Source organism: Sphingobacterium sp. UBA3519 (genome assembly GCF_002377215.1).
Taxonomy (GTDB): Bacteria; Bacteroidota; Bacteroidia; order Sphingobacteriales; family Sphingobacteriaceae; genus Sphingobacterium; species Sphingobacterium multivorum.
Genome location: NZ_DFPI01000037.1, coordinates 383,428 through 403,323, shown reverse-complemented (window position 1 = coordinate 403,323; position 19,896 = coordinate 383,428). Strand labels below are relative to the sequence as shown.

21 protein-coding genes and 1 tRNA gene (1 of these 22 only partly in view) are annotated in these 19,896 nt (G+C 38.6%); 10 read left to right on the top strand and 12 right to left on the bottom strand.

Going from position 1 to position 19,896, the window contains the following annotated elements:
- The first annotated feature begins 112 nt into the window (after window positions 1-112).
- The 4 genes from B3297_RS24590 (at window position 113) to purH (ending at window position 4,123) form a co-directional block, all read left to right on the top strand.
- On the top strand, window positions 113-868 hold the full coding sequence (locus tag B3297_RS24590) for a hypothetical protein (protein WP_070567781.1): 756 nt from the start codon (window positions 113-115) through the stop codon (window positions 866-868).
- Between the two features lie 11 nt (window positions 869-879).
- Window positions 880-1,803 carry a LysM peptidoglycan-binding domain-containing protein gene (locus B3297_RS24585; protein WP_286779661.1) on the top strand — a complete coding sequence of 308 codons (924 nt, stop codon included), beginning with the start codon at window positions 880-882 and terminating at the stop codon, window positions 1,801-1,803.
- A 32-nt stretch (window positions 1,804-1,835) separates the two neighbouring features.
- Window positions 1,836-2,474 carry a uridine kinase family protein gene (locus tag B3297_RS24580; protein WP_046675464.1) on the top strand — a complete coding sequence of 213 codons (639 nt, stop codon included), beginning with the start codon at window positions 1,836-1,838 and terminating at the stop codon, window positions 2,472-2,474.
- Between the two features lie 122 nt (window positions 2,475-2,596).
- Window positions 2,597-4,123, top strand: coding sequence for a bifunctional phosphoribosylaminoimidazolecarboxamide formyltransferase/IMP cyclohydrolase (gene purH / locus B3297_RS24575; protein ID WP_070567785.1), 1,527 nt, complete (start codon window positions 2,597-2,599; stop codon window positions 4,121-4,123).
- 54 nt (window positions 4,124-4,177) lie between these two features.
- Here the strand turns inward: purH and B3297_RS24570 are convergent, their stop codons facing one another.
- Complete coding sequence (locus B3297_RS24570; protein WP_053003880.1) at window positions 4,178-4,546, bottom strand: YkvA family protein; 369 nt, start codon at window positions 4,544-4,546, stop codon at window positions 4,178-4,180.
- A gap of 326 nt (window positions 4,547-4,872) precedes the next feature.
- On the opposite strand from B3297_RS24570, the gene B3297_RS24565 reads away from it, so the two are divergent.
- Window positions 4,873-5,583 carry a DUF4397 domain-containing protein gene (locus tag B3297_RS24565; RefSeq protein WP_070567787.1) on the top strand — a complete coding sequence of 237 codons (711 nt, stop codon included), beginning with the start codon at window positions 4,873-4,875 and terminating at the stop codon, window positions 5,581-5,583.
- An 86-nt stretch (window positions 5,584-5,669) separates the two neighbouring features.
- On the opposite strand, the gene B3297_RS24560 is transcribed toward B3297_RS24565, so the two are convergent.
- Window positions 5,670-5,975, bottom strand: a complete 306-nt coding sequence (locus tag B3297_RS24560) for an FtsB family cell division protein (RefSeq protein WP_070567789.1) — start codon at window positions 5,973-5,975, stop codon at window positions 5,670-5,672.
- A 231-nt stretch (window positions 5,976-6,206) separates the two neighbouring features.
- Between B3297_RS24560 and lpxB the strand changes: the two genes are divergently transcribed.
- Window positions 6,207-7,322, top strand: a complete 1,116-nt coding sequence (gene lpxB / locus B3297_RS24555; RefSeq protein ID WP_070567791.1) for a lipid-A-disaccharide synthase — start codon at window positions 6,207-6,209, stop codon at window positions 7,320-7,322.
- 57 nt (window positions 7,323-7,379) lie between these two features.
- The gene (locus B3297_RS24550; RefSeq protein ID WP_046675459.1) at window positions 7,380-8,015 is read left to right on the top strand and encodes a hypothetical protein; all 636 of its coding nucleotides are present in this window, start codon (window positions 7,380-7,382) and stop codon (window positions 8,013-8,015) included.
- Window positions 8,016-8,081: 66 nt separating this feature from the next.
- On the opposite strand, the gene B3297_RS24545 is transcribed toward B3297_RS24550, so the two are convergent.
- From B3297_RS24545 to B3297_RS24535, 3 genes are read right to left on the bottom strand one after another with little or no spacing between them, the layout of a single operon-like run.
- Window positions 8,082-9,161 (bottom strand): DUF3810 domain-containing protein, encoded by a 1,080-nt coding sequence (locus tag B3297_RS24545; protein WP_070567793.1) that lies wholly within the window; start codon window positions 9,159-9,161, stop codon window positions 8,082-8,084.
- Window positions 9,162-9,181: 20 nt separating this feature from the next.
- A complete protein-coding gene (locus tag B3297_RS24540) occupies window positions 9,182-10,240 on the bottom strand; it encodes a nucleoid-associated protein (protein WP_070567795.1) in 1,059 nt (352 codons plus the stop codon).
- 10 nt (window positions 10,241-10,250) lie between these two features.
- Window positions 10,251-11,156, bottom strand: coding sequence for a histone deacetylase family protein (locus tag B3297_RS24535; protein ID WP_070567797.1), 906 nt, complete (start codon window positions 11,154-11,156; stop codon window positions 10,251-10,253).
- A gap of 157 nt (window positions 11,157-11,313) precedes the next feature.
- On the opposite strand from B3297_RS24535, the gene B3297_RS24530 reads away from it, so the two are divergent.
- The 3 genes from B3297_RS24530 to B3297_RS24520 are packed head-to-tail and all read left to right on the top strand — an operon-like array spanning window position 11,314 to window position 14,041.
- On the top strand, window positions 11,314-11,955 hold the full coding sequence (locus tag B3297_RS24530; protein ID WP_070567799.1) for a YceH family protein: 642 nt from the start codon (window positions 11,314-11,316) through the stop codon (window positions 11,953-11,955).
- A gap of 6 nt (window positions 11,956-11,961) precedes the next feature.
- Window positions 11,962-13,152 (top strand): MFS transporter, encoded by a 1,191-nt coding sequence (locus B3297_RS24525; protein WP_286779660.1) that lies wholly within the window; start codon window positions 11,962-11,964, stop codon window positions 13,150-13,152.
- A gap of 1 nt (window position 13,153) precedes the next feature.
- Entirely contained in the window at window positions 13,154-14,041 is an 888-nt protein-coding gene (locus B3297_RS24520) for a DUF72 domain-containing protein (RefSeq protein WP_070567803.1), read from the top strand.
- Between the two features lie 121 nt (window positions 14,042-14,162).
- Here the strand turns inward: B3297_RS24520 and eno are convergent, their stop codons facing one another.
- The 7 genes from eno to B3297_RS24485 form a co-directional block, all read right to left on the bottom strand.
- Window positions 14,163-15,458: a phosphopyruvate hydratase gene (gene eno / locus B3297_RS24515; RefSeq protein WP_046675452.1), complete on the bottom strand. Its 1,296-nt coding sequence runs from the start codon at window positions 15,456-15,458 to the stop codon at window positions 14,163-14,165.
- A gap of 212 nt (window positions 15,459-15,670) precedes the next feature.
- Window positions 15,671-16,771, bottom strand: a complete 1,101-nt coding sequence (carA, locus tag B3297_RS24510; protein ID WP_070567807.1) for a glutamine-hydrolyzing carbamoyl-phosphate synthase small subunit — start codon at window positions 16,769-16,771, stop codon at window positions 15,671-15,673.
- A 228-nt stretch (window positions 16,772-16,999) separates the two neighbouring features.
- The gene (locus tag B3297_RS24505) at window positions 17,000-17,311 is read right to left on the bottom strand and encodes a DUF2752 domain-containing protein (RefSeq protein WP_115050671.1); all 312 of its coding nucleotides are present in this window, start codon (window positions 17,309-17,311) and stop codon (window positions 17,000-17,002) included.
- Window positions 17,311-17,667: a TM2 domain-containing protein gene (locus B3297_RS24500; protein WP_046675450.1), complete on the bottom strand. Its 357-nt coding sequence runs from the start codon at window positions 17,665-17,667 to the stop codon at window positions 17,311-17,313. The genes B3297_RS24505 and B3297_RS24500 overlap by 1 nt, the downstream gene beginning before the upstream one ends.
- 524 nt (window positions 17,668-18,191) lie before the next feature.
- Window positions 18,192-19,190, bottom strand: a complete 999-nt coding sequence (obgE, locus tag B3297_RS24495; protein ID WP_070567811.1) for a GTPase ObgE — start codon at window positions 19,188-19,190, stop codon at window positions 18,192-18,194.
- Between the two features lie 36 nt (window positions 19,191-19,226).
- Window positions 19,227-19,796 (bottom strand): adenylate kinase, encoded by a 570-nt coding sequence (locus B3297_RS24490; RefSeq protein WP_046675448.1) that lies wholly within the window; start codon window positions 19,794-19,796, stop codon window positions 19,227-19,229.
- A 74-nt stretch (window positions 19,797-19,870) separates the two neighbouring features.
- A tRNA-Arg gene (locus tag B3297_RS24485) sits at window positions 19,871-19,896 on the bottom strand (it continues 102 nt past the right edge of the window).

Sequence of the window (19,896 nt, the reverse complement as noted above, 5' to 3'; positions counted from 1 at the left end):
TCCTTTTCTCAGAAAAAACGTCCAGCTTGTCTGGACGTTTTTCATTAATCACCATCCCAGCAACCATAATTTAAAAGCTTTTAGTAAATTTGCCCTCTTGGTTGAAAATTACATGGCGAATCACACAATTTCAAAAGCATTCAATTTCATTTTTACATACCCGATTTGGCGGATCGAAATCGATGCGGAGAATAAATTGATTGCGGTAGAGACAAGAAATCCAGATGATACCCTGCCCTATTTTAATGTGATTACTTTTGAAGGAACTTACGTTTTACGGGACTTCAAGGCAATTGCCAAAGAATGGGTATTAGGCGGAATCCAATGTAAAAAATTGATACTAAAGAAGATTGCGCATAATTCACCAATTGATGCAGGCATACAACTAATCAATTGTTACAATCCACAACAACAAGAAACCTGGTTCAACTATACTTTTATCAATATGGTTGACCAAGGACTACTTATTAGACCCAAAGTAATAGCAGAGGGATTACAACTATTTTTGAATCTCCAAACGATGTTGATTGAAAGCAAAAATGAGAATTCCATTAAACCTTATGCCAGTGCGCTCGTCTATCCTATCATCTACAATGGTGAAATACCCCTTTTTTTGAAGGACTTCCCAATTGATGGCGAGATCTGGATTAATAGGGTAAATGACCACTTTATTTGGGTTTTCTATGAAAAAGACAAAGATAATTGTTATCAAATCAGGTTAGTGCAATCCACAAAAGAAAAAATAACAGCAACTACTCTTGCAGTTTCCAAACTAGGACTAAAGTTCTTCAACATCTATTTTCTTATTCACGAACAAATATTCCTTTTGACAGATAATAAACGGGAGTTTGTTTCGTATTTAGTATAATTGCAAAATATATGAAAGTTTTATTCGAATTAAAGACATATAAAAAGATAGCTATTCTATCCATCGCGATATTAGCTATTCAACAAGTTGAAGCAAAAAACTCAACTTCTTTACGCGCTGATTTTATCCCTGATTCAGTAGGAACAGAAGCAATCAATGGTGAAGAATACGTGCTGTTCAAAATTGAAAAAGGAGATAATTATTACCAGTTAAGTAAAAAGTATGAAACGACGGTAGGCCAATTGACCCAAATAAACGGTAATGGAACATTAAGCCTGGGTCAAATTGTTAAGATTCCAACAGGTCGTAAAGCGAAATCAACAGTAAACAATGACCGTGGAAATATGACAGTGCAAAATCCGCGTAATCCGCAGCAGCAAGAAGGTTTCACGGAATATATCGTTGGTGAGAAAGAGACACTTTATGCCATATCTAAAAGGTTCAGTATTTCTGTTGAAGACATCAAAAAAGCAAATAACTTAAAAAATAATGTTATTGGCGGTGGAATGAAACTCATGATCCCCAATCAGCCCCTGCCTCCTGAACGACCAAAATTAGTTGAACCTAAAGGAATCGAAATTGTAAGCCCCGATTCTACTGACGGTGATGATAAAGAAGAAAATCAAATTTCAACAAACCGCTACGGAATACGTGAAAAGTCCGAACGTGGTATTGGCGTCTGGATTGATGGGCTATCATCTCAAGGTACAAGCAACCTCGCTCTTCATAAGTCAGCTCCAGTAGGTACTATTTTAAAAATTACTAACCCAATGACCAAAAGTGTGACTTATGCAAAAGTGGTTGGTAAATTTAATGATAATGCCGAAAACCAAAATGCAATTGTCGTGTTGTCAAAATCTGCCGCCGCGAGCATAGGCGCACTTGATAAACGCTTCCAGGTTGAAATTGCGTATGGATTACCTCTAGAAAATTAACAGAATAAAATAGCTTTTATAGCATAGTAAGAATGAATAACAAACCGTATGTCATAGGAATTGCCGGAAGTAGTGGTTCTGGGAAGACTTTTTTTTTAAATAGCTTTTTAAAACATTTTAACCCACATGAGGTGACCTTAATTTCCCAAGATGATTATTACATCCCTGCCAATACTAAAACTCAGGAGGAAAACAGGCTCTATAACTTCGATATTCCGACATCAATCGACAGAGATGCTTTTTATAAAGATATCAAGGCTCTCTTTAACGGTGAGACAATATATAAGGAAGAGTATACATTTAACAACCCTTCATTAACACCCAAAATATTAGAGATTAAACCGGCACCTATTTTAATTATTGAAGGTCTATTCATTTTCTATTATACAGAGATAAATAATTTAATCAATCATAAGATATTTTTAAGCGCTGATCAGGATATCGCGTTAAGACGACGCTTACACCGTGATCTGGTTGAACGGGGATACTTTGAAGATGATGTCATGTACAAATGGGTAAACCATGTTCTACCCTCCTACAACGAGTACCTACTGCCGTATCAGGACACTTGCGATCAGGTCATATTTAACAATACCGATGAACCAGAGCCAATCTGGGAAATCACCAACCAAATTTCTGAAGAGCTAAAATTAAAGCTCAATTTGGTATAAAATTAAAACAATCTAGAAAGGAGAATCTCGTAAACAGATTCTCCTTTCTATTTAAAGTACTTGATTTATTGATATCAAGATTTTAAATACCTATCTTTGCGCCACGAAACAAATCCATCATAATGAACCATCCTGTAAAGATTAAAAATGCATTGGTTTCAGTCTATTATAAAGACGGCCTCGCTCCTTTAGTTGAATTATTAAACAAATACGGTGTTACCTTCTATTCCACTGGTGGAACAGAAACATTTATCAAAGATTTAGGTATAGATGTTGTTCCAGTTGAAGACCTCACCAGCTACCCTTCTATTTTAGGAGGCCGTGTAAAAACATTGCATCCAAAAGTATTTGGCGGTATCTTGGCGCGCCGCCCGCTTGAGTCGGATCAACAACAGCTTGCTCAGTATGAAATACCTGAGATCGATTTGGTTATTGTGGATTTGTATCCTTTTGAAGAAACTGTTGCTTCCGGTGCATCGGAACAAGATATTATCGAGAAAATAGATATCGGTGGAATTTCATTGATACGCGCTGCCGCTAAAAACTTTAACGATGTGGTTATTATCTCTTCCAAAAATGATTACAAAGAATTGGAAGAAATACTAGCAAACCAAGAAGGTAATACGTCGTTGGAACAACGTAAAGAATTTGCTAAACGTGCATTCAATACATCCTCGCATTACGATACGGCAATCTTCAACTATTTCAATCAAGAAAATCCGCTTCAGGTTTTTAAACAATCTGAGCAAAAAGCGCAGGTGTTGCGCTATGGTGAAAACCCGCACCAAAAAGGTATTTTCTTCGGCGACTTAGATAAGATGTTTGACAAATTGAACGGTAAAGAGCTATCTTACAACAATTTGGTTGACGTTGATGCTGCCGTTGCTTTGATTGATGAGTTCACAGAGCCTACATTCGCGATCTTAAAACACACAAATGCTTGTGGAGTTGCCTCACGGTCAACAATCAAACAAGCTTGGTTAGATGCTTTAGCATGTGATCCTGTTTCAGCTTTCGGTGGAGTCTTAATAACGAATGGTCAAGTTGATGCTGCAACAGCTGAAGAGATTAATAAATTATTCTTCGAAGTGTTGATTGCACCTTCTTATTCTGAAGAAGCGATCAATATACTTACCGCAAAGAAAAACAGAATTATTTTGGTTCGTAAAGAGGTTACATTACCTGGCCAACAGTTCAAAACTTTATTGAATGGCGTCATTCTTCAAGATAAAGACAATACGATTGAAGGACCTGAACAAATGGTTACGGTAACACAAGTAGAGCCAACTGCAGAACAACTGGAGGATCTTTATTTTGCGAACAAAATTGTAAAACACACCAAGTCAAATACAATCGTATTTGCTAAAAATGGTACTTTGTTTGCTTCAGGCGTAGGGCAAACGTCTCGAGTAGATGCATTGAAACAAGCTATTGAGAAGGCAATTTCTTTCGGTTTTGACCTTAAAGGCTGTGCAATGGCATCTGATGCCTTCTTCCCTTTCCCTGATTGTGTGGAGATTGCTTCGGAAGCTGGAATAGCAACCGTGTTACAACCTGGTGGTTCAATTAAAGATCAATTATCAATTGATATGGCCAATGAAAAAGGAATTTCCATGGTGACAACAGGTGTTAGACACTTTAAGCACTAATTGAACTTCAATAATAAATAAAAAAAGCTACTTTAGAAAAGTAGCTTTTTTTATTTATCTCGTTTCGACAGGAAACTTTGAACGCTTGTACTGTTCCATCTCAGCGCTGAGTTTGCGAATCGCATAACCCACAATGGCCACATCATCGATCCACCCGCCCACGAGAATAAAATCGGGAATTGCATCAATTGGCGAAACCACATAAAGTATCGTTCCAATAATAATCGATAAATTCCATTTGTCCATTTTATACTTCCCCGTAATGGTGTCCTTACACATCGCAATTAATACGTTGAAGTCGTCCATATAGCCTCCTAGATTCCTCGCTTTTGCCTCCGCCTGTACAAATTCAGATTCCGTAATTTTACGATGCCTAAACTGCTCAAACATTCCCTTCGCAATTCTTTTGATTCTATTGTTCATACTTCAAAATTAGGATTACTAGTTTAACAATACAAATCCTCGCGCTAAACCAAACACGAACCAGAATCAGAATGCGCAGCGGACATAACCAAATCCCTCCCCTCACACCGACTAAATTTTGCCTAGAAACCCTTATTGATCCGCTGTCGGTCCAACCAACTACTCTATATATTCATTTACAACGGTCATCGGAATAAAAAACGAGGTCTGAATATGGATTTTTATTATTTTTACAAATCGCTGTAGCAAAGTGTCAGTCATCTCCGTATAATAGACAACACAAGCGCAATGTGAGTCACAAAAACAAATTTTAATATTACACGGTTATGAAAAACTATAGATTATTTAATTTTATTGCTATTGCTTTAGCGGCATTCTTTTTAACAAGCTGTCTAAAAGATAACGATGACCAGCCAATTCCTGCCGCATTGCTTACCATGGTTAATGGATACACGGATGCCAATGCAGTTATATATTTTGCAGACGGCGGCCCGCTTCAAAACCCTAATTATCCATTGGGATTCAAGAGTTATGCTCAAATTGGGCTATTTACAGGAGCACGTAGAATTGCAGTCTCCGCTGAATATAACACGAAATTAACGGATACAACTGTAACAATCAAAGATAGCACCATCTATACATCCTTTTTATTTGGAACTAAAGCCAAACCCGTACAGGTGATCACAACAGATCGAATCAATAAAGACATCAAAAATACAGAGTCTGGTTTACGCTTCTTTAATCTTGCTGAAGGTACAGATTTAGTTACCCTGAAAATAGGCGATCAGGCTTCCCCCTCAGAATGGACCAATAGAGCACAAGAAACACAAAATTCAGCAAGTGCCCATCAGGGATTTATTGCTCAAAAGAGTGGCACATTCACTGTCACCGCTCGTGATAAAGCCGGAAAAACTATCGCAACACGTAGCGACATTAAATTGGTTGAAGGTTATTATTATTCATTAATACTCATAGGCAAGGCTAATGATGAAAAGAAACCTTTATATATTGGTCTAGTAGCCCAAGCCGCAAATTAAAATACCCATATCTATATACTATATAACAACGGCCGTCATGTAAACATGATGGCCGTTGTTTCTCATTTTATATCATATCGTAGATCTTAATGATTCTCTTTAGGTGCTACTTTAGTAATCACATAAATATCTTCATTATCTTTTTTCATCTTATACTTCTCACGTGCAATACGTTGTACTTCCTGCGGATTTGATCGAATATCGTTTATTGTTTTAATGATAGCCGCATTTTCCTTAAGGTAGAAGGAGCGTTCACTTTCCAAATTCGCTTTCTGCTTTTGATAACTATACTGCGTGGCAAAGTCATTTCGATCAAAAAACAACATCCACACGAGAAAAGCCAAAGCGGCTAACAAATACTTATTTCTTATTAAGGACCACAATCGTTGCATAAGACAAAATTACTATTTACCTTTTATACTTCGGATATTTTCTTCAAAACTTGAACATCTTTAATTAAAGATATGGAATAATATGCTCGAATTCATCATATACCTAGAATAATCTTATCTTTAACAGTTCAAAAACGATCATTTGAATGAAATATCCATGGTTAAGACTAAACGCAGTTTTAACGAAAAAAAGATATCTCATAAGATCATAAAGAATAAAATCATTGACATATGAAATACTATCTTATTGCAGGTGAAACTTCAGGAGACTTACATGGTGCCAATCTTATTAAAGCATTAAAAATTGAAGACCCCGATGCGACTTTCCAAATCGTAGGGGGCAATCTCATGCAAGCAGAGGCGGGAAAAAAAGCGCTGATACATACTTCAGAAATGGCCTTTATGGGCTTTATAGAGGTTTTAAAAAATCTGCCCAAGATATCTAGGAATCTCAAACTTGTTAAAAATGATCTATTGAAAGAAAAACCGGATACCGTCATTCTTATAGATTTCCCTGGCTTCAATTTGAAAATTGCTGATTTTGCAAAAAAAAATGGCATCAAAACATGTTATTATATTTCCCCTAAAGTGTGGGCCTGGAATCAAGGCCGCGTAAAGAAAATCAAACGGATTGTCGGCCATATGTTTTGTATTCTGCCTTTTGAGGTAGATTTTTATAAAAAGTGGCGCATGCCCGTTGATTACGTTGGAAACCCGCTGTTGGATGCGATTTCAGCCTATCAATTCAACCCAAAGTTCAGGGAGCAGCATGGATTTTCAGAAAAACCCTTGATCGCCCTTTTACCCGGAAGCCGCGAAATGGAAATTGCCAACCTCCTTCCCATCATGGCCGAACTTCCATTTTTCTTTCCTGGACATCAATTTGTCATTGCCGGTGCGCCTAATTTTGATGAAGCCTACTACAAGCAATTTTTTAAAGGTATTGATATTCCCGTAATCTTCAATCAAACCTACGACATTCTCCATAACGCAGAAGCCGCAGTCGTAACGAGTGGAACGGCTACACTCGAAACAGGTATCTTGAAAGTACCTCAGGTTGTCGTTTATAAAGCTAACCCAATATCGGTATGGATTGCCAAATTAGTCATCAAGGTTAAATTTATCTCACTAGTCAATCTAATTAACAATTTCTTATCAGTACGGGAATTGATTCAAGACGAATGCACGGCATACGATATCTCCTATGAAGTAGGTGAACTTATCAATAACAAAGCTCACCGTGCAAGTGTGATGGAAAACTATGATATTTTAGCCGAAAAGCTAGGTTCTCCTGGCGCATCAGAGAAAACTGCCAAATTAATTGTAAAATATCTCGCTAAATTTTAAACTCTTTTACCTTTTATTTGTCAAACTACTAGTTAGTTACAATTAATTAAAAGTTTTATGAAATTTAAATTTATTCTAGGCTTTTTTCTTTGCTTTGCAATGACCTTCACTGGGAAAGCACAAGAAACACAACATATTTCTAAACTGGAAATTGGCAAAAAAGCGAAAAAAAATATCGATAATAGAGACTCTACTGTTGTCATGCACATCGATACCTTAATCATGAAAGACAATTCTACCCTTTCGTTCTATGGTAAGAAAAATGTCAAGCTAACAATTGGTTATGCTGAAATTGGAAATAAAGCAACCATCTATGGAACAGATGGAAAGAATAATGGTGCAAATTTTGACATCAATGCTAATTTTCAAAAATTAGGTTCTCTTTATATCATTGCAAAGGGAGATGACGCTTTTAATGGCACCAAAACTTTTCCGAATGGTAACGGAGGAAAAATTAAAGTCAATTTAACAACTGGTAGCCTTAAACCTCAGACAACAAATAAAAAAGCGCCTAATTATATTTATGGAGATGTTGCAGCAGGTGGGCGGGCTGTCAATGCAAACACGGACTTGAGAAACATCTATGATCGGATTAAAACCGCTCCCACCGGATTGAGAGGCTTGCCTCAAGGGCAAATTTATTCGGGCAGTGCCGGAACTGAAGGTACATTTGAACTAATTTCAACACAATAACAAAATTCCTTAATCCATAAAAAAGGCGTATTATTCTCTAATACGCCTTTTTTAATGGGCTCATTATTATCTACAGCCTCTTCTTTTAAGCTCATAGGCCAACACCAACCGTGTCATCCGATCGTATCGTGCTATGCCTTCCTGTTGATTGTTGTGCTTGAGGTATTGATTATAAAACAATCCCATCACATCGTCGACCCAACCTGTGTATTGACTCCAAAACTGCTTTTCTTTTTCCACGTCTTTCCATACTTTCACGCTTAATCTTCCCTTGTAATCTTTTCCTAAATCAGGATACATAACCTGCAGTTCACGTAACATATACAGTGTGGTCTGTAGATAAGCCGAATATCGGTAAAAGATCTGTGGATGTCGCTGTAAGCGAGCAAAAGCGATAAAATTCGCCTCGTCTTCAAAACCAATTCCCTGTTGATGCGCAAGTTCATGCACTGTAGTAAAAGGTAAAAAGGTTACCGGCATGGCTTTATTAACATGTGCTTCATGAGTGAACGGATTAAAATAACCTGAGACACCAAAAAAAGAAACTATCCTGCTATTTATGGGTGATTTTGCCCTAATTTGACCTCTTGACAGGAAATCTGCAAAAGCCGTATCCTGTTGTACCCATGTATTCAAATCCCTTTGAATAGTTTCTTTATGCTCTTCCCATTCGGATGGATTCACATGTTCCCGCAGATTATTTGTACTGTCCAAAAACCCATTCAAAACCACGAGATAATCCGCTAACTTTAAGCTATCAACTTTCAAATTGGCATTTATACTGATTGGTTCACGATAGTAATTCATACCCCATGATAGGTAAAAGAAAAAATAGAGACCTAATACCAAATTGATCATAGTCAAAACCGAACGAAAAGAACTTTTCCATCTTCCTTTCCATAAATTTCCGATTAATTTAGCAATTGAATAGAGTAGAAATGCAACGACTAGGACATAAAATAGATCACCTAAACTAAAGGGAACATACCCAAAAATAAATCTTGGCACATGACTATAGGAACGGTAAAACCCGCGTGCATAAAACGCCTCAATCCATTGGCTATGTTGCTCAACCAAGGAGAAAATAAAAATTCCAATCAGAAGTAATACTACCGTGAAAACAGCTATTTTATCGCGTTTCTCCATTCAAATAAGCTATAAAACGATTAACTTTCGTTCTCAAAATAGACCTTGTAATAATTCATGCCTTTATCCTCATCGTACCCCTTCTCAAGATATTCACGTTTGCCATGAACATAGATATGAAAATTCTTATCCAGCTTTAAAACAGACTTATAAGAAGATTCCATTTTTTTCACCGCTTTATCTGCTATTTCAAAACTTGCCTGAAATGGGGAGTCAAATTCGTCTTCAAAACCAGCTTTAAAGTCCTGAAATAAAGCAATAGCCTGCGGATTGCCCAGTACTTCCTCCTCAAATTCTTCTTGGACAAAAGTTTCTTTTTCCTTAAAGTAATTCATGGATTTGTTCATCAAATCAATTTTGTCCGCTTTCTCCAGTTCAAATGTCTCATCTAGTTTTTCCTGAACAAAGTTCTTATAGACTTTTAGATAATTCCCTGTTTGATTGAAGTTATCGTTACGCACGCGCAGCTGTAGAAACTCATCTTTCCAGTATACTGCCTCCTGTTGACGGTTTGTCTGATCGAGAACCAGCACCTTATAACCTTCTTCTTCTTCTACATTGATAATAATACAGCCTTTGTCCAGTTTATTGATATTGATCGCCTCCTGCTCATATTCCAACATAAAAGCACCTTGCTCCGGATATACTTTCAAATAAGTCTCTTTATTCTCCGATTTGAATATACCAATGGCATCATGTTCTTCCCCTTCGATCTGTACATTCTTTAAGGCAACTACGTACACCTCCCCAGCTTTAATTTTTGGATGGCTGGATACCTCATAAAGGTGTTTTGAAATTTGTTGGGAAAAATCGTGAAATGGAAGCTGCTCCTTAAAATACTGTCTTGCAAAATAGAAAATCTCATTCAGTTCCAGCTCTCCATTCGGATGATATAAGCGATATACCTCATTCACCTTTGCAAAAGGACTCATAAAATACTGCATCAATAGTCCAGGCAACACTTCATCTCCTTCAAGAGATACCGGGGCATCCGACAAAATATAAAATTCATCTTGCGCTTTATTGCCTACACGATGAATGGATAACGCTTCAAAAGTTGCATCTTGGTGAAAAAACATATTTCTTATCTTATAAATTATATAAATCTATTGCTATTCTAAAAGTCTGGCAATGTGCATTGACAATATCTTTAATTTCAGGAGAATAACCTCCCCCCATACTTACCTGAATAGGGATATGGTGTTTATGGCACATATGAAAGACCAATTCATCTCTTCGACGGCAGGTACTGCTGCTTAAATTCAATTTCCCCAGCTTATCTGTTTGTAAAATATCTACTCCAGCCTGATAGAAAACGAAATCAGGCTCAAATTTCCGGAACACATCAACCAAATTTTCTTCCAATAAAGTGAGATATTCCGCATCAGTAACCTGATCTTCCAAGCCGATATCCAAATGGGAACGCTGTTTGACAAAGGGATAGTTTTTCTCGCCATGCATTGAAAAGGTAAACACCTGATTATGTCCTTCAAAAATATGCGCAGTACCATTTCCTTGGTGTACATCCAGATCAATAATAAGGATACGACCTGCATAGTTATGCTTCAACAGGTACCCGGCGGCAGTCGCTTGATCGTTCATCAGGCAAAAGCCTTCACCAAAATCATAACCGGCATGATGTGTCCCCCCTGCAATGGTAAAAGCAACACCATACTCAAGTGCATATGCGGCGCTTCGGATCGTCCCATCTAAGATATATCGCTCCCGATCAACAAGGCTTTGACTTAATGGAAAACCTATTCTACGGATCATTTTCGAATCCAAAGTAAGCTCAAACAACTGCTTTACATACACTGGATCATGGACCAAACAGCATGTCTCAAAGCTTGCTAGTTCAGGACTGAAAAAACTTGACTCATCTGCCAGCCCTTCATGTTTTAACTGTAAAGGAATCAACTCGTATTTCAGCATCGGAAATCGATGCCCCTCTTTGACGGGATGGACAAATTCTTGACGAAAAGCTATCTTAAGCACCTTAAAATCTTCTATTACTCATGCGAAGATAAGAAAAAGATCTTTTGGAGTTGTAGGAGAAAAAGGGCATCTTTGAGAAGGAACAAACTGCAAGCCAATGTTACGTTGCATAACAGCATACTTGTATTCAATCATAAATTTATATTCTTCAAGATAAATGGAAACAACTCATTTGCCCCAATTGTCTGCCATGGAACAACGTGTACTAGGCTCACTAATCGAAAAATCAAAAGTAACCCCAGAATATTATCCAATGACAATCAACAGCTTACAAGCTGCTTGTAATCAAAAGACTTCCCGCAAACCGGTTGTACAATATACAGAAGAAGATATTATCGCTACATTGGATATATTAAAGAAAAAGGGCTTAATCTCGACAGTTGTTGGCGGAGGATCTCGCGTAACAAAGTATAAACACAATTTTGCCATACAATTTCCACTGGTTCCTTCCGAATTAACCATTGTTTGCTTATTACTACTCAGAGGACCAATGACCGCCGGGGAAATTAATTCAAACTCTGGAAGACTTTATGAATTTGAATCATTGGGCGAAATCAATGAACAATTGGAAAAATTGGCACAAGAAGGCTACTTGAAGTCCCTGCCTAAACAAATAGGGCATAAAGAAGTCCGCTATATTCATTTATTAGGAGATATCAACCTGGAAGCGTATGAAAATAGCGTTCCTGCAGGCAGCTCCTCGAACGACCAGACCTTACTCGAACGAATTGGACAATTGGAACAGGAAGTTGCAGCATTGAAACAGAAATTTCAGGATCTCTGGGATGAATTACATTAGTCGCTCATGTCGCAAACAATAGATTCCGAAAACGAAATATCCAAAGCAACCTTGTGGCTGATGACCATCGCCACAGGCTTGGTTGTCGCCAATAATTATTACAATCAACCACTATTGGACCTGATTGCCAAAGACCTACATATTGACGAGGCCATGGTCAGTAATTCGGCCATGTTAACGCAGATCGGATATGCCTTTGGCCTGTTACTGATCGTCCCCTTAGGGGATATGTTTAAGCGAAAAAAAATGATCTTGATCGATTTCTTTTTCATTATTTTTTCTTTAGTCGGTATGGCCATGTCCACTTCTATCCTATCGATCCTGCTATTCAGCTTTCTGATAGGTTTCACCTCCGTTATTCCGCAGGTTTTTGTGCCCATGGCCGCTGAGCTTGCGAGCAAAGAAAAGCAGGCTTCAGCGATCGGAATGGTCATGTCGGGCCTGCTGATCGGTATATTACTATCTAGAGTTGTAAGCGGGTTTGTCGGCTCCTATTTCGGATGGCGCGAAATGTACTGGATAGCCTCAGCAATTATGGTCATTACAGCCATCGCCATAGCAATCAAGCTACCAGAGGTGCTGCCTAATTTTAAAGGTTCTTACCAGGAATTGATGCGATCAGTCTGGAACTTTGCCAGAAAACAACCTGTATTACAGTTGGCTGCATTTCGCGGAGCCATGGGATTTGGGGCTTTTTCCGCTTTTTTTACAACGCTTGTTTTCCATCTTTCGGCCCCACCTTTTTTTGATGGCCCCGCAACTGCAGGAGCCTTTGGTCTCGTAGGTGCCTATGGTGCGCTTGCCGCTGCTTTTGTCAATAAACTAACCATTTATATAGGCAAAGCAAAAATCATCTTATATGCGATCTTATTGATGTTATTCAGCTGGTTATTATTTACCCTCTTTGGCTATACCTATTGGGGTCTCATTCTTGGTGTTATTCTCATTGATCTTGGTCTACAGTCGATGCACATCCTAAATCAAAGCGATTTCTATGCGCTGAACCTCGGGGCCAACAACCGACTAAACACCGTATATATGGTCAGTTATTTTATTGGCGGATCAACAGGCACTTTTTTTGCTGCACAAGCATGGCAACACTTCCAATGGCCCGGTGTTATTGTCGTAGGCACATGTTATACGGTATTGGCACTGTTGGCTCATCTATTATTTGATTATAAATTAAGAAAAAACTAATATGAAATTCGGCCAAGTTGAACATCCGGAGGAAATCGATTTTACCCTTCCTCCTACTCCACCGGAAACCTTAACCCTATTACAGCATTTCAAAAACGATCAATCTTTTGAGGTATTTGTAGGCTGTGCAAAATGGAATAAACAAGATTTAAAAGGCTTTTACCCCAGAGGTACAAAAGACGAACTTGCTTATTACTCCACGCAATTTAACAGCATTGAACTCAATGCCACATTCTACAATTCGCCCGGCATAGACCAGGTAGAAACCTGGAAAAAGAAAACACCTTCCAACTTCAAGTTCTTCCCAAAAATCCCACAATCCATCAGCCATTTTAGCAGATTATTAAATACGGGTGATAAAGTGAAGTTGTTTACGGATTCCATTGTTCATTTCGATGAGAAACTGGGAATGGCCTTTTTACAGATGCACGACAATTATAGTCCAAAGGATATGGCCCGTCTAAAACTATTTCTTCATGACTGGCCAAAAGAAGTCCCTCTAGCCTTAGAGGTACGAAATAAAGATTGGTTTTCCAAACCCGAAGTAACAAAAGAACTCTATGCGCTGCTGGAGGAAACCAACGTGACCAACGTACTGGTCGATACCGCAGGCCGTAGAGACATGCTCCATATGCGCTTAACCACACCGACTGCTTTTATACGGTATGTAGGTGCCAACCACGCGTCAGATTACGATCGCCTAGATCAATGGATCGATGTGCTGAAACTATGGCGCGAAAACGGGTTGCAAAAACTGTATTTCTTTATCCACCAGAATATTGAGATAGAATCGCCATTACTGGCAACACATTTTATCAAAAAACTGAATACAACATTCGACTTGGATCTAACCTATCCCAACAAAAACACAGGAAATACATTATTCTAAGACATGATATCAGTTCCGGTGCTAAAGCCAACTATAGAAAAAATCATTCAGCATATTTTGCCCACAAAAAAAGCCGAAGTAGAAAATACTTCGGCTTTTTATATAAAAAATAAGCTTTCGCTTATTTTTTAGCGTATTTAAAGTTTTTACCGATGAAACGTGCATTACCACCCAATTCCTCCTCAATGCGTAACAATTGGTTGTATTTAGCCATACGATCAGAACGTGAAGCAGAACCAGTTTTAATCTGACCGCAGTTCAGTGCTACAGCTAAGTCAGCGATAGTCGCATCTTCAGTCTCGCCCGAACGGTGTGACATCACAGAAGTGTAACCAGAATTTTGAGCTAAAGTAACCGCATTGATTGTTTCAGTCAATGAACCAATTTGGTTTACTTTCACTAAAATTGAGTTTGCTGTATGAGTATCGATTCCTTGTTGAAGACGTTTTGTATTGGTAACAAAAAGATCATCACCTACTAATTGAACATGGTCACCGATTTTGTCAGTCAATGTTTTCCAACCAGCCCAATCATCTTCAGCCATACCATCTTCTATAGAAATAATAGGGTATTTAGCTGTTAATTCAGCCAAATAGCTTGCTTGCTCTTCGCTAGAACGCACAGCTCCTTTATCACCTTCAAATTTAGTATAATCGTATTTACCATCTTTGTAGAACTCAGAAGAAGCACAATCCAACGCTAAACAAACATCTTGACCAGGTTTGTAACCGGCAATTTCAATCGCTTTCAAAACTGTTTCGATAGCATCCTCAGTACCTTCAAAAGTTGGCGCGAAACCACCTTCATCACCTACTGCAGTTGAAAGACCTCTGTCATGTAAGATTTTTTTCAACGTATGGAAAACCTCAGTACCCCAACGCAAAGCCTCAGAGAATGAAGGCGCACCCACAGGCATGATCATAAATTCCTGAAATGCGATAGGTGCATCAGAGTGCGAACCACCATTGATGATATTCATCATAGGAATAGGTAACGTGTTCGCATTTACACCACCGATATAACGGTATAATGGTTGACGTGACTCTTGTGCAGCAGCTTTCGCTACAGCTAAAGAAACTCCTAAAATAGCATTTGCGCCTAAGTTTCCTTTATTTTCGCTACCGTCTAAATCAATCATGATTTTATCGATGGCATTTTGCTCGAAAACATCTACACCTTCTAGCGCTTTTGCAATTTTAGTGTTTACATTCTCAACAGCTTTCAAAACACCTTTTCCTAGATATTTTGACTTGTCACCATCACGTAATTCTACTGCTTCGTGAATACCAGTTGAAGCACCTGAAGGAACAGCTGCACGACCAACAAAACCATTTTGTGTAGTAACATCTACCTCAATTGTAGGGTTACCGCGCGAATCCAAAATTTGACGCGCATGAACATCGATAATTAAACTCATCTCTTTATTAGACTATAATTTATTTTCATTACTTAGTGTAGATAAGACACACTCTTATCTACAGACATTTTTCACAATCAAATATAATAAAAAATGTATTTATTCCCCTATTTATTATGAAATAAAATATGCTCCATCGGCATAACTGTTCAACTAAAAACAATAAAAAACCCTTCAAAATCTGAAGGGTTTTTTATAGAATATTGTGCAATTTAGTTTTTGATCATTGCTACAAAATCATCAAACAAATAGCGCGAGTCATGCGGACCCGGTGATGATTCTGGGTGATATTGCACCGAAAATGCTTTCTGTCCTTTGATACGGATACCTTCAATAGACTGATCATTCAAATTAACATGTGTAATTTCGACGTTCTCAGAATTTTGGATATCTTCAGCCACAACTCCAAAACCGTGGTTCTGCGACGTAATTTCACAGCGGTTGGCGATAATGTTCTTCACGGGGTGGTTGATACCACGGTGTCCATTATGCAACTTGCTTGTGCGGATGCCATTTGCCAATGCTAAAATCTGGTGACCTAAGCAAATACCAAACATCGGTTTATTTGCGTTTAAAATAGCTTTTACAGTCTCGATAGCATAATCCATCGGTGCTGGATCGCCAGGACCATTGGAAATGAAATAACCATCCGGATTCCACTGCTCCATTTCTTCAAATGTTGTCTTCGCAGGAAAAACCTTTGTATATACATCACGAGCCTCAAAATTGCGCAAGATATTTTTCTTGATTCCCAAATCCAAAACTGCAACACGCAACGAAGCATTTTCTTTACCGAAGAAATAAGGCTCAGCTGTCGTTACTTTCGAAGACAATTCCAGACCATCCATTGAAGGAACCTCCGCCAATTGACGTTTTAATTCTTCAACATCCAATGTTTCTGAAGAAATAATCGCATTCATCGCCCCCTTATCACGAATATGTCGCACTAATGAACGGGTATCCACATCAGAAATACCAACTAAATTTCCTTCCTCAAAGTAGCTTTGGATCGATTCATCAGCCATTTTGCGGCTGTAGTTGATGTTATAGTTTTTACAAACTAATCCAGCAATCTGAATTTGATTTGATTCGGTATCATCCGCATCAATACCATAGTTACCAATATGCGCATTGGTCGTTACCATGATTTGTCCAAAATAAGATGGATCTGTAAAAATCTCTTGATAACCAGTTGTTCCTGTATTAAAACAGATCTCCCCAGTAGTCGTACCAATTTTACCAGCGGCTTTACCGTGATAAACTGTACCATCTTCTAAAACTAAAATTGCAGGCAATTTGCTGTAGTTGGTCATTATCGATGTAATATTATAAAAATGTGTATCCTTACTTTTATGAATTTTAAAGCCTTCTTGACTGGATATAAAAAAAGCCCTCAAATGGGCTAAATATCAATTAACAATGCATCATTACGATTGACAAACCGTTTCCTAAGGCACCTACCAGTAAAGACTCTACTTTAATTTTCACGGGAGACAAAGTTACGACATATCACTTATAAAGTGAAAACATTTTTTATTTTTTTATCCTTCCATTGATTGGACTTCCCGAAACCGAATAAAGTCCCTCAAAATCAGCACAGTCAATAATGGGACAAGCATATAAATCAGCGGGTTTTCTAACCAAGCTTCTTGCCATTCCATCCGCAGCAAGGCGATAAAGGCTCTTGTTAACCCACAACCGGGACAATCAGAACCACTGATACTCTTCCAAAGACAGGGAATAAGGATATGGATATCTGTAAAAAGATACAAGCCAATGGCAATCCCGAAATACCCTAGCACCAACGAATATATCCAATGACATTTAAGGTATTTCAGGACGAGCGAAATCATTAATTATTGTTAATTGGACTCTTGATATAATTACCGTTGGCATCTTTATATTTTCCGACAATAATCATAATCAAATCGATTAGATACCAGATACCACATCCCCCCAAGGTAAGCAGCTGAATAACAGCAGTACCAATTTGCCCCAAGTAGAATCGATGCGCTCCAAAAGGGCCGAGAAAAAAACAAAATAACAGTGCTGGTAACCACCTGTCATCCTGAAAGGTGTTGTTTTGCTGTTGAAAAGGTTGGTTAGCATAAAAAATAGGCTGTCTCACACCACAAAATGGGCACACCTCCGCCTTGATATTGATTAACTTACCGCACTCTACACAATACTTTTCGTCTTCTGTTTTCATTTAGATTTAGTTTGGCGATGGAACTGAAAAACAGTCGTCCATCAGGGATTAAATAATAGGTTGAAATTAATAAAAAAACTTAAAAAACATACATTTTTTGGAGCACTATGCTGTGCGCTAGTTCATCTTCCCGTTAAAATGACCTATTACTACAGAACAGCGATCTTTTTGCTTCGTAATCGCAGCTTTTTTCTTTTAATTTTTAGTTGCAGAAAATTAGAAATACGGAGGAATCAAATTCGTCTTTTTAACAGTGCTTGTTCAGTGTTCGTTCAGTGCTTGTTCAGTGTTTGCTCAGTGAAGACTGAATAAACAGTGAATAAATACTGACTAAAAACTGATTGAAAATTGGGATTAGGGATAAGTTGGTGGCTGAATGAGTCAGTTGTAATGCGTTTCTTAAATCAGCCAGTTGCCGTTACCACTAAAACTGGGGGCAATGAAAGTTTAAGGATAGAAATTCGTAATTAACATAAACAGAAAAGGCGCCCCNNGGGGCGCCTTTTCTGTTTATGTATTTAAACTTAAGAGTTAATTGCTTTCCAGATCATATCTTTCAATGGCAATATATTTTTACCGGTCACCGACGAAATGAAAATATAGGGTACATTTTCCGGCAGCTCCAGCTCCATTTCCTTCTCCAGCTCATCATCGAGCATATCAGACTTGGTAATAGCCAGCAATTTAGGTTTATCTGCCAACTCGGGATTATATGCAGTCAGTTCATTCAATAGAATGGCGTACTCCTCCCGGATTGTCCGATCTGTATCGGCCGGCACCATAAACAACAAAACAGAATTTCGTTCGATATGCCGCAAGAAACGATACCCTAATCCCTTTCCTTCCGAAGCCCCTTCGATAATACCCGGAATATCGGCCATAACAAAAGAACGGTTATCCCGGTAGCTTACCATACCCAAATTAGGCACCAGTGTTGTAAAGGGGTAATTCGCGATTTCTGGTTTCGCAGCAGAGACCACGGACAACAACGTTGATTTACCTGCATTCGGGAATCCCACCAATCCAACATCAGCAAGAACCTTCAATTCGAGAATCATCCACTGCTCTTTCCCCGGAAGACCAGGTTGCGAAAACCGTGGTGTCTGTTGTGTCGGCGACTTAAAATGCCAATTGCCCAGCCCGCCTTTTCCACCCGGAACCAATATTCTGGTTTCACCGTCTTCTGTGATATCGAACAATACCTCTCCCGTCTCCGCATCCTTTGCAATCGTACCCAGTGGCACTTCCAAGATCTCATCACGTCCGGTTGCCCCGGTACGCAAAGAACTACCGCCAGACTCACCGTTTGACGCGATAATATGTTTACGATATTTTAAATGGAGTAACGTCCAGAGATTAGTCGTTCCTTTCAGTATAATATGTCCGCCACGACCGCCGTCACCACCATCGGGTCCACCAGTAGCGGTGTGCTTGTCACGGTGCAAATGAGCCGAACCTGCCCCACCATGTCCAGAACGACAACACACTTTCACATAATCAACAAAATTCGAACCTTGCGCCATTACAATTTATTACAGTCTAGAAAATACTTATCTTAATTAATAATTATCGATGATATCAGTCAAACTTTTAAAGATAGAATCGATATCGCCGATACCATTCACTTTAGAAAGCTTGCCTTGTGCCTCGTAATACGGCAACACATGAATCGTCTTTGTGAAATATTCATCGATACGCTTCACCAATTTATCCGCATCATCATCCGCACGACCAGAAATTTCCTTACGTTTAGCGATGCGTGCTTTTAATTCATCCTCATTCACATCCAGTGCGATTACGACCGAGATTGATGTATTGATACCTTCTAAAAAAGCATCCAATGCTTCAGCTTGAGCAACAGTACGAGGAAATCCATCAAAAATAAATCCTTTTGCATCCGGATTTTTCTTTACTTCCTCTTCCAGCATTGCTATCGTAATCGAATCTGGCACTAAATTTCCCTCAGCAATAATCTGGCTCACTTGTTGACCAAGTGGCGTTTGACCTTTAATGTGTGCTCTAAAAATATCACCAGTTGAAACATGAACCAATTGATATTTTTCAATAAGCTTTGCAGATTGGGTTCCCTTACCTGCACCCGGAGGGCCAAATATTACAAGGTTTAGCATAGTTTTATTTAAGAAATTAAAACGAGTTAAAAAATAAAAGCCTAATCACAGATGATGACTAGGCTTTTCAGTTGTGCGCTCCAAGGGAGTCGAACCCCTA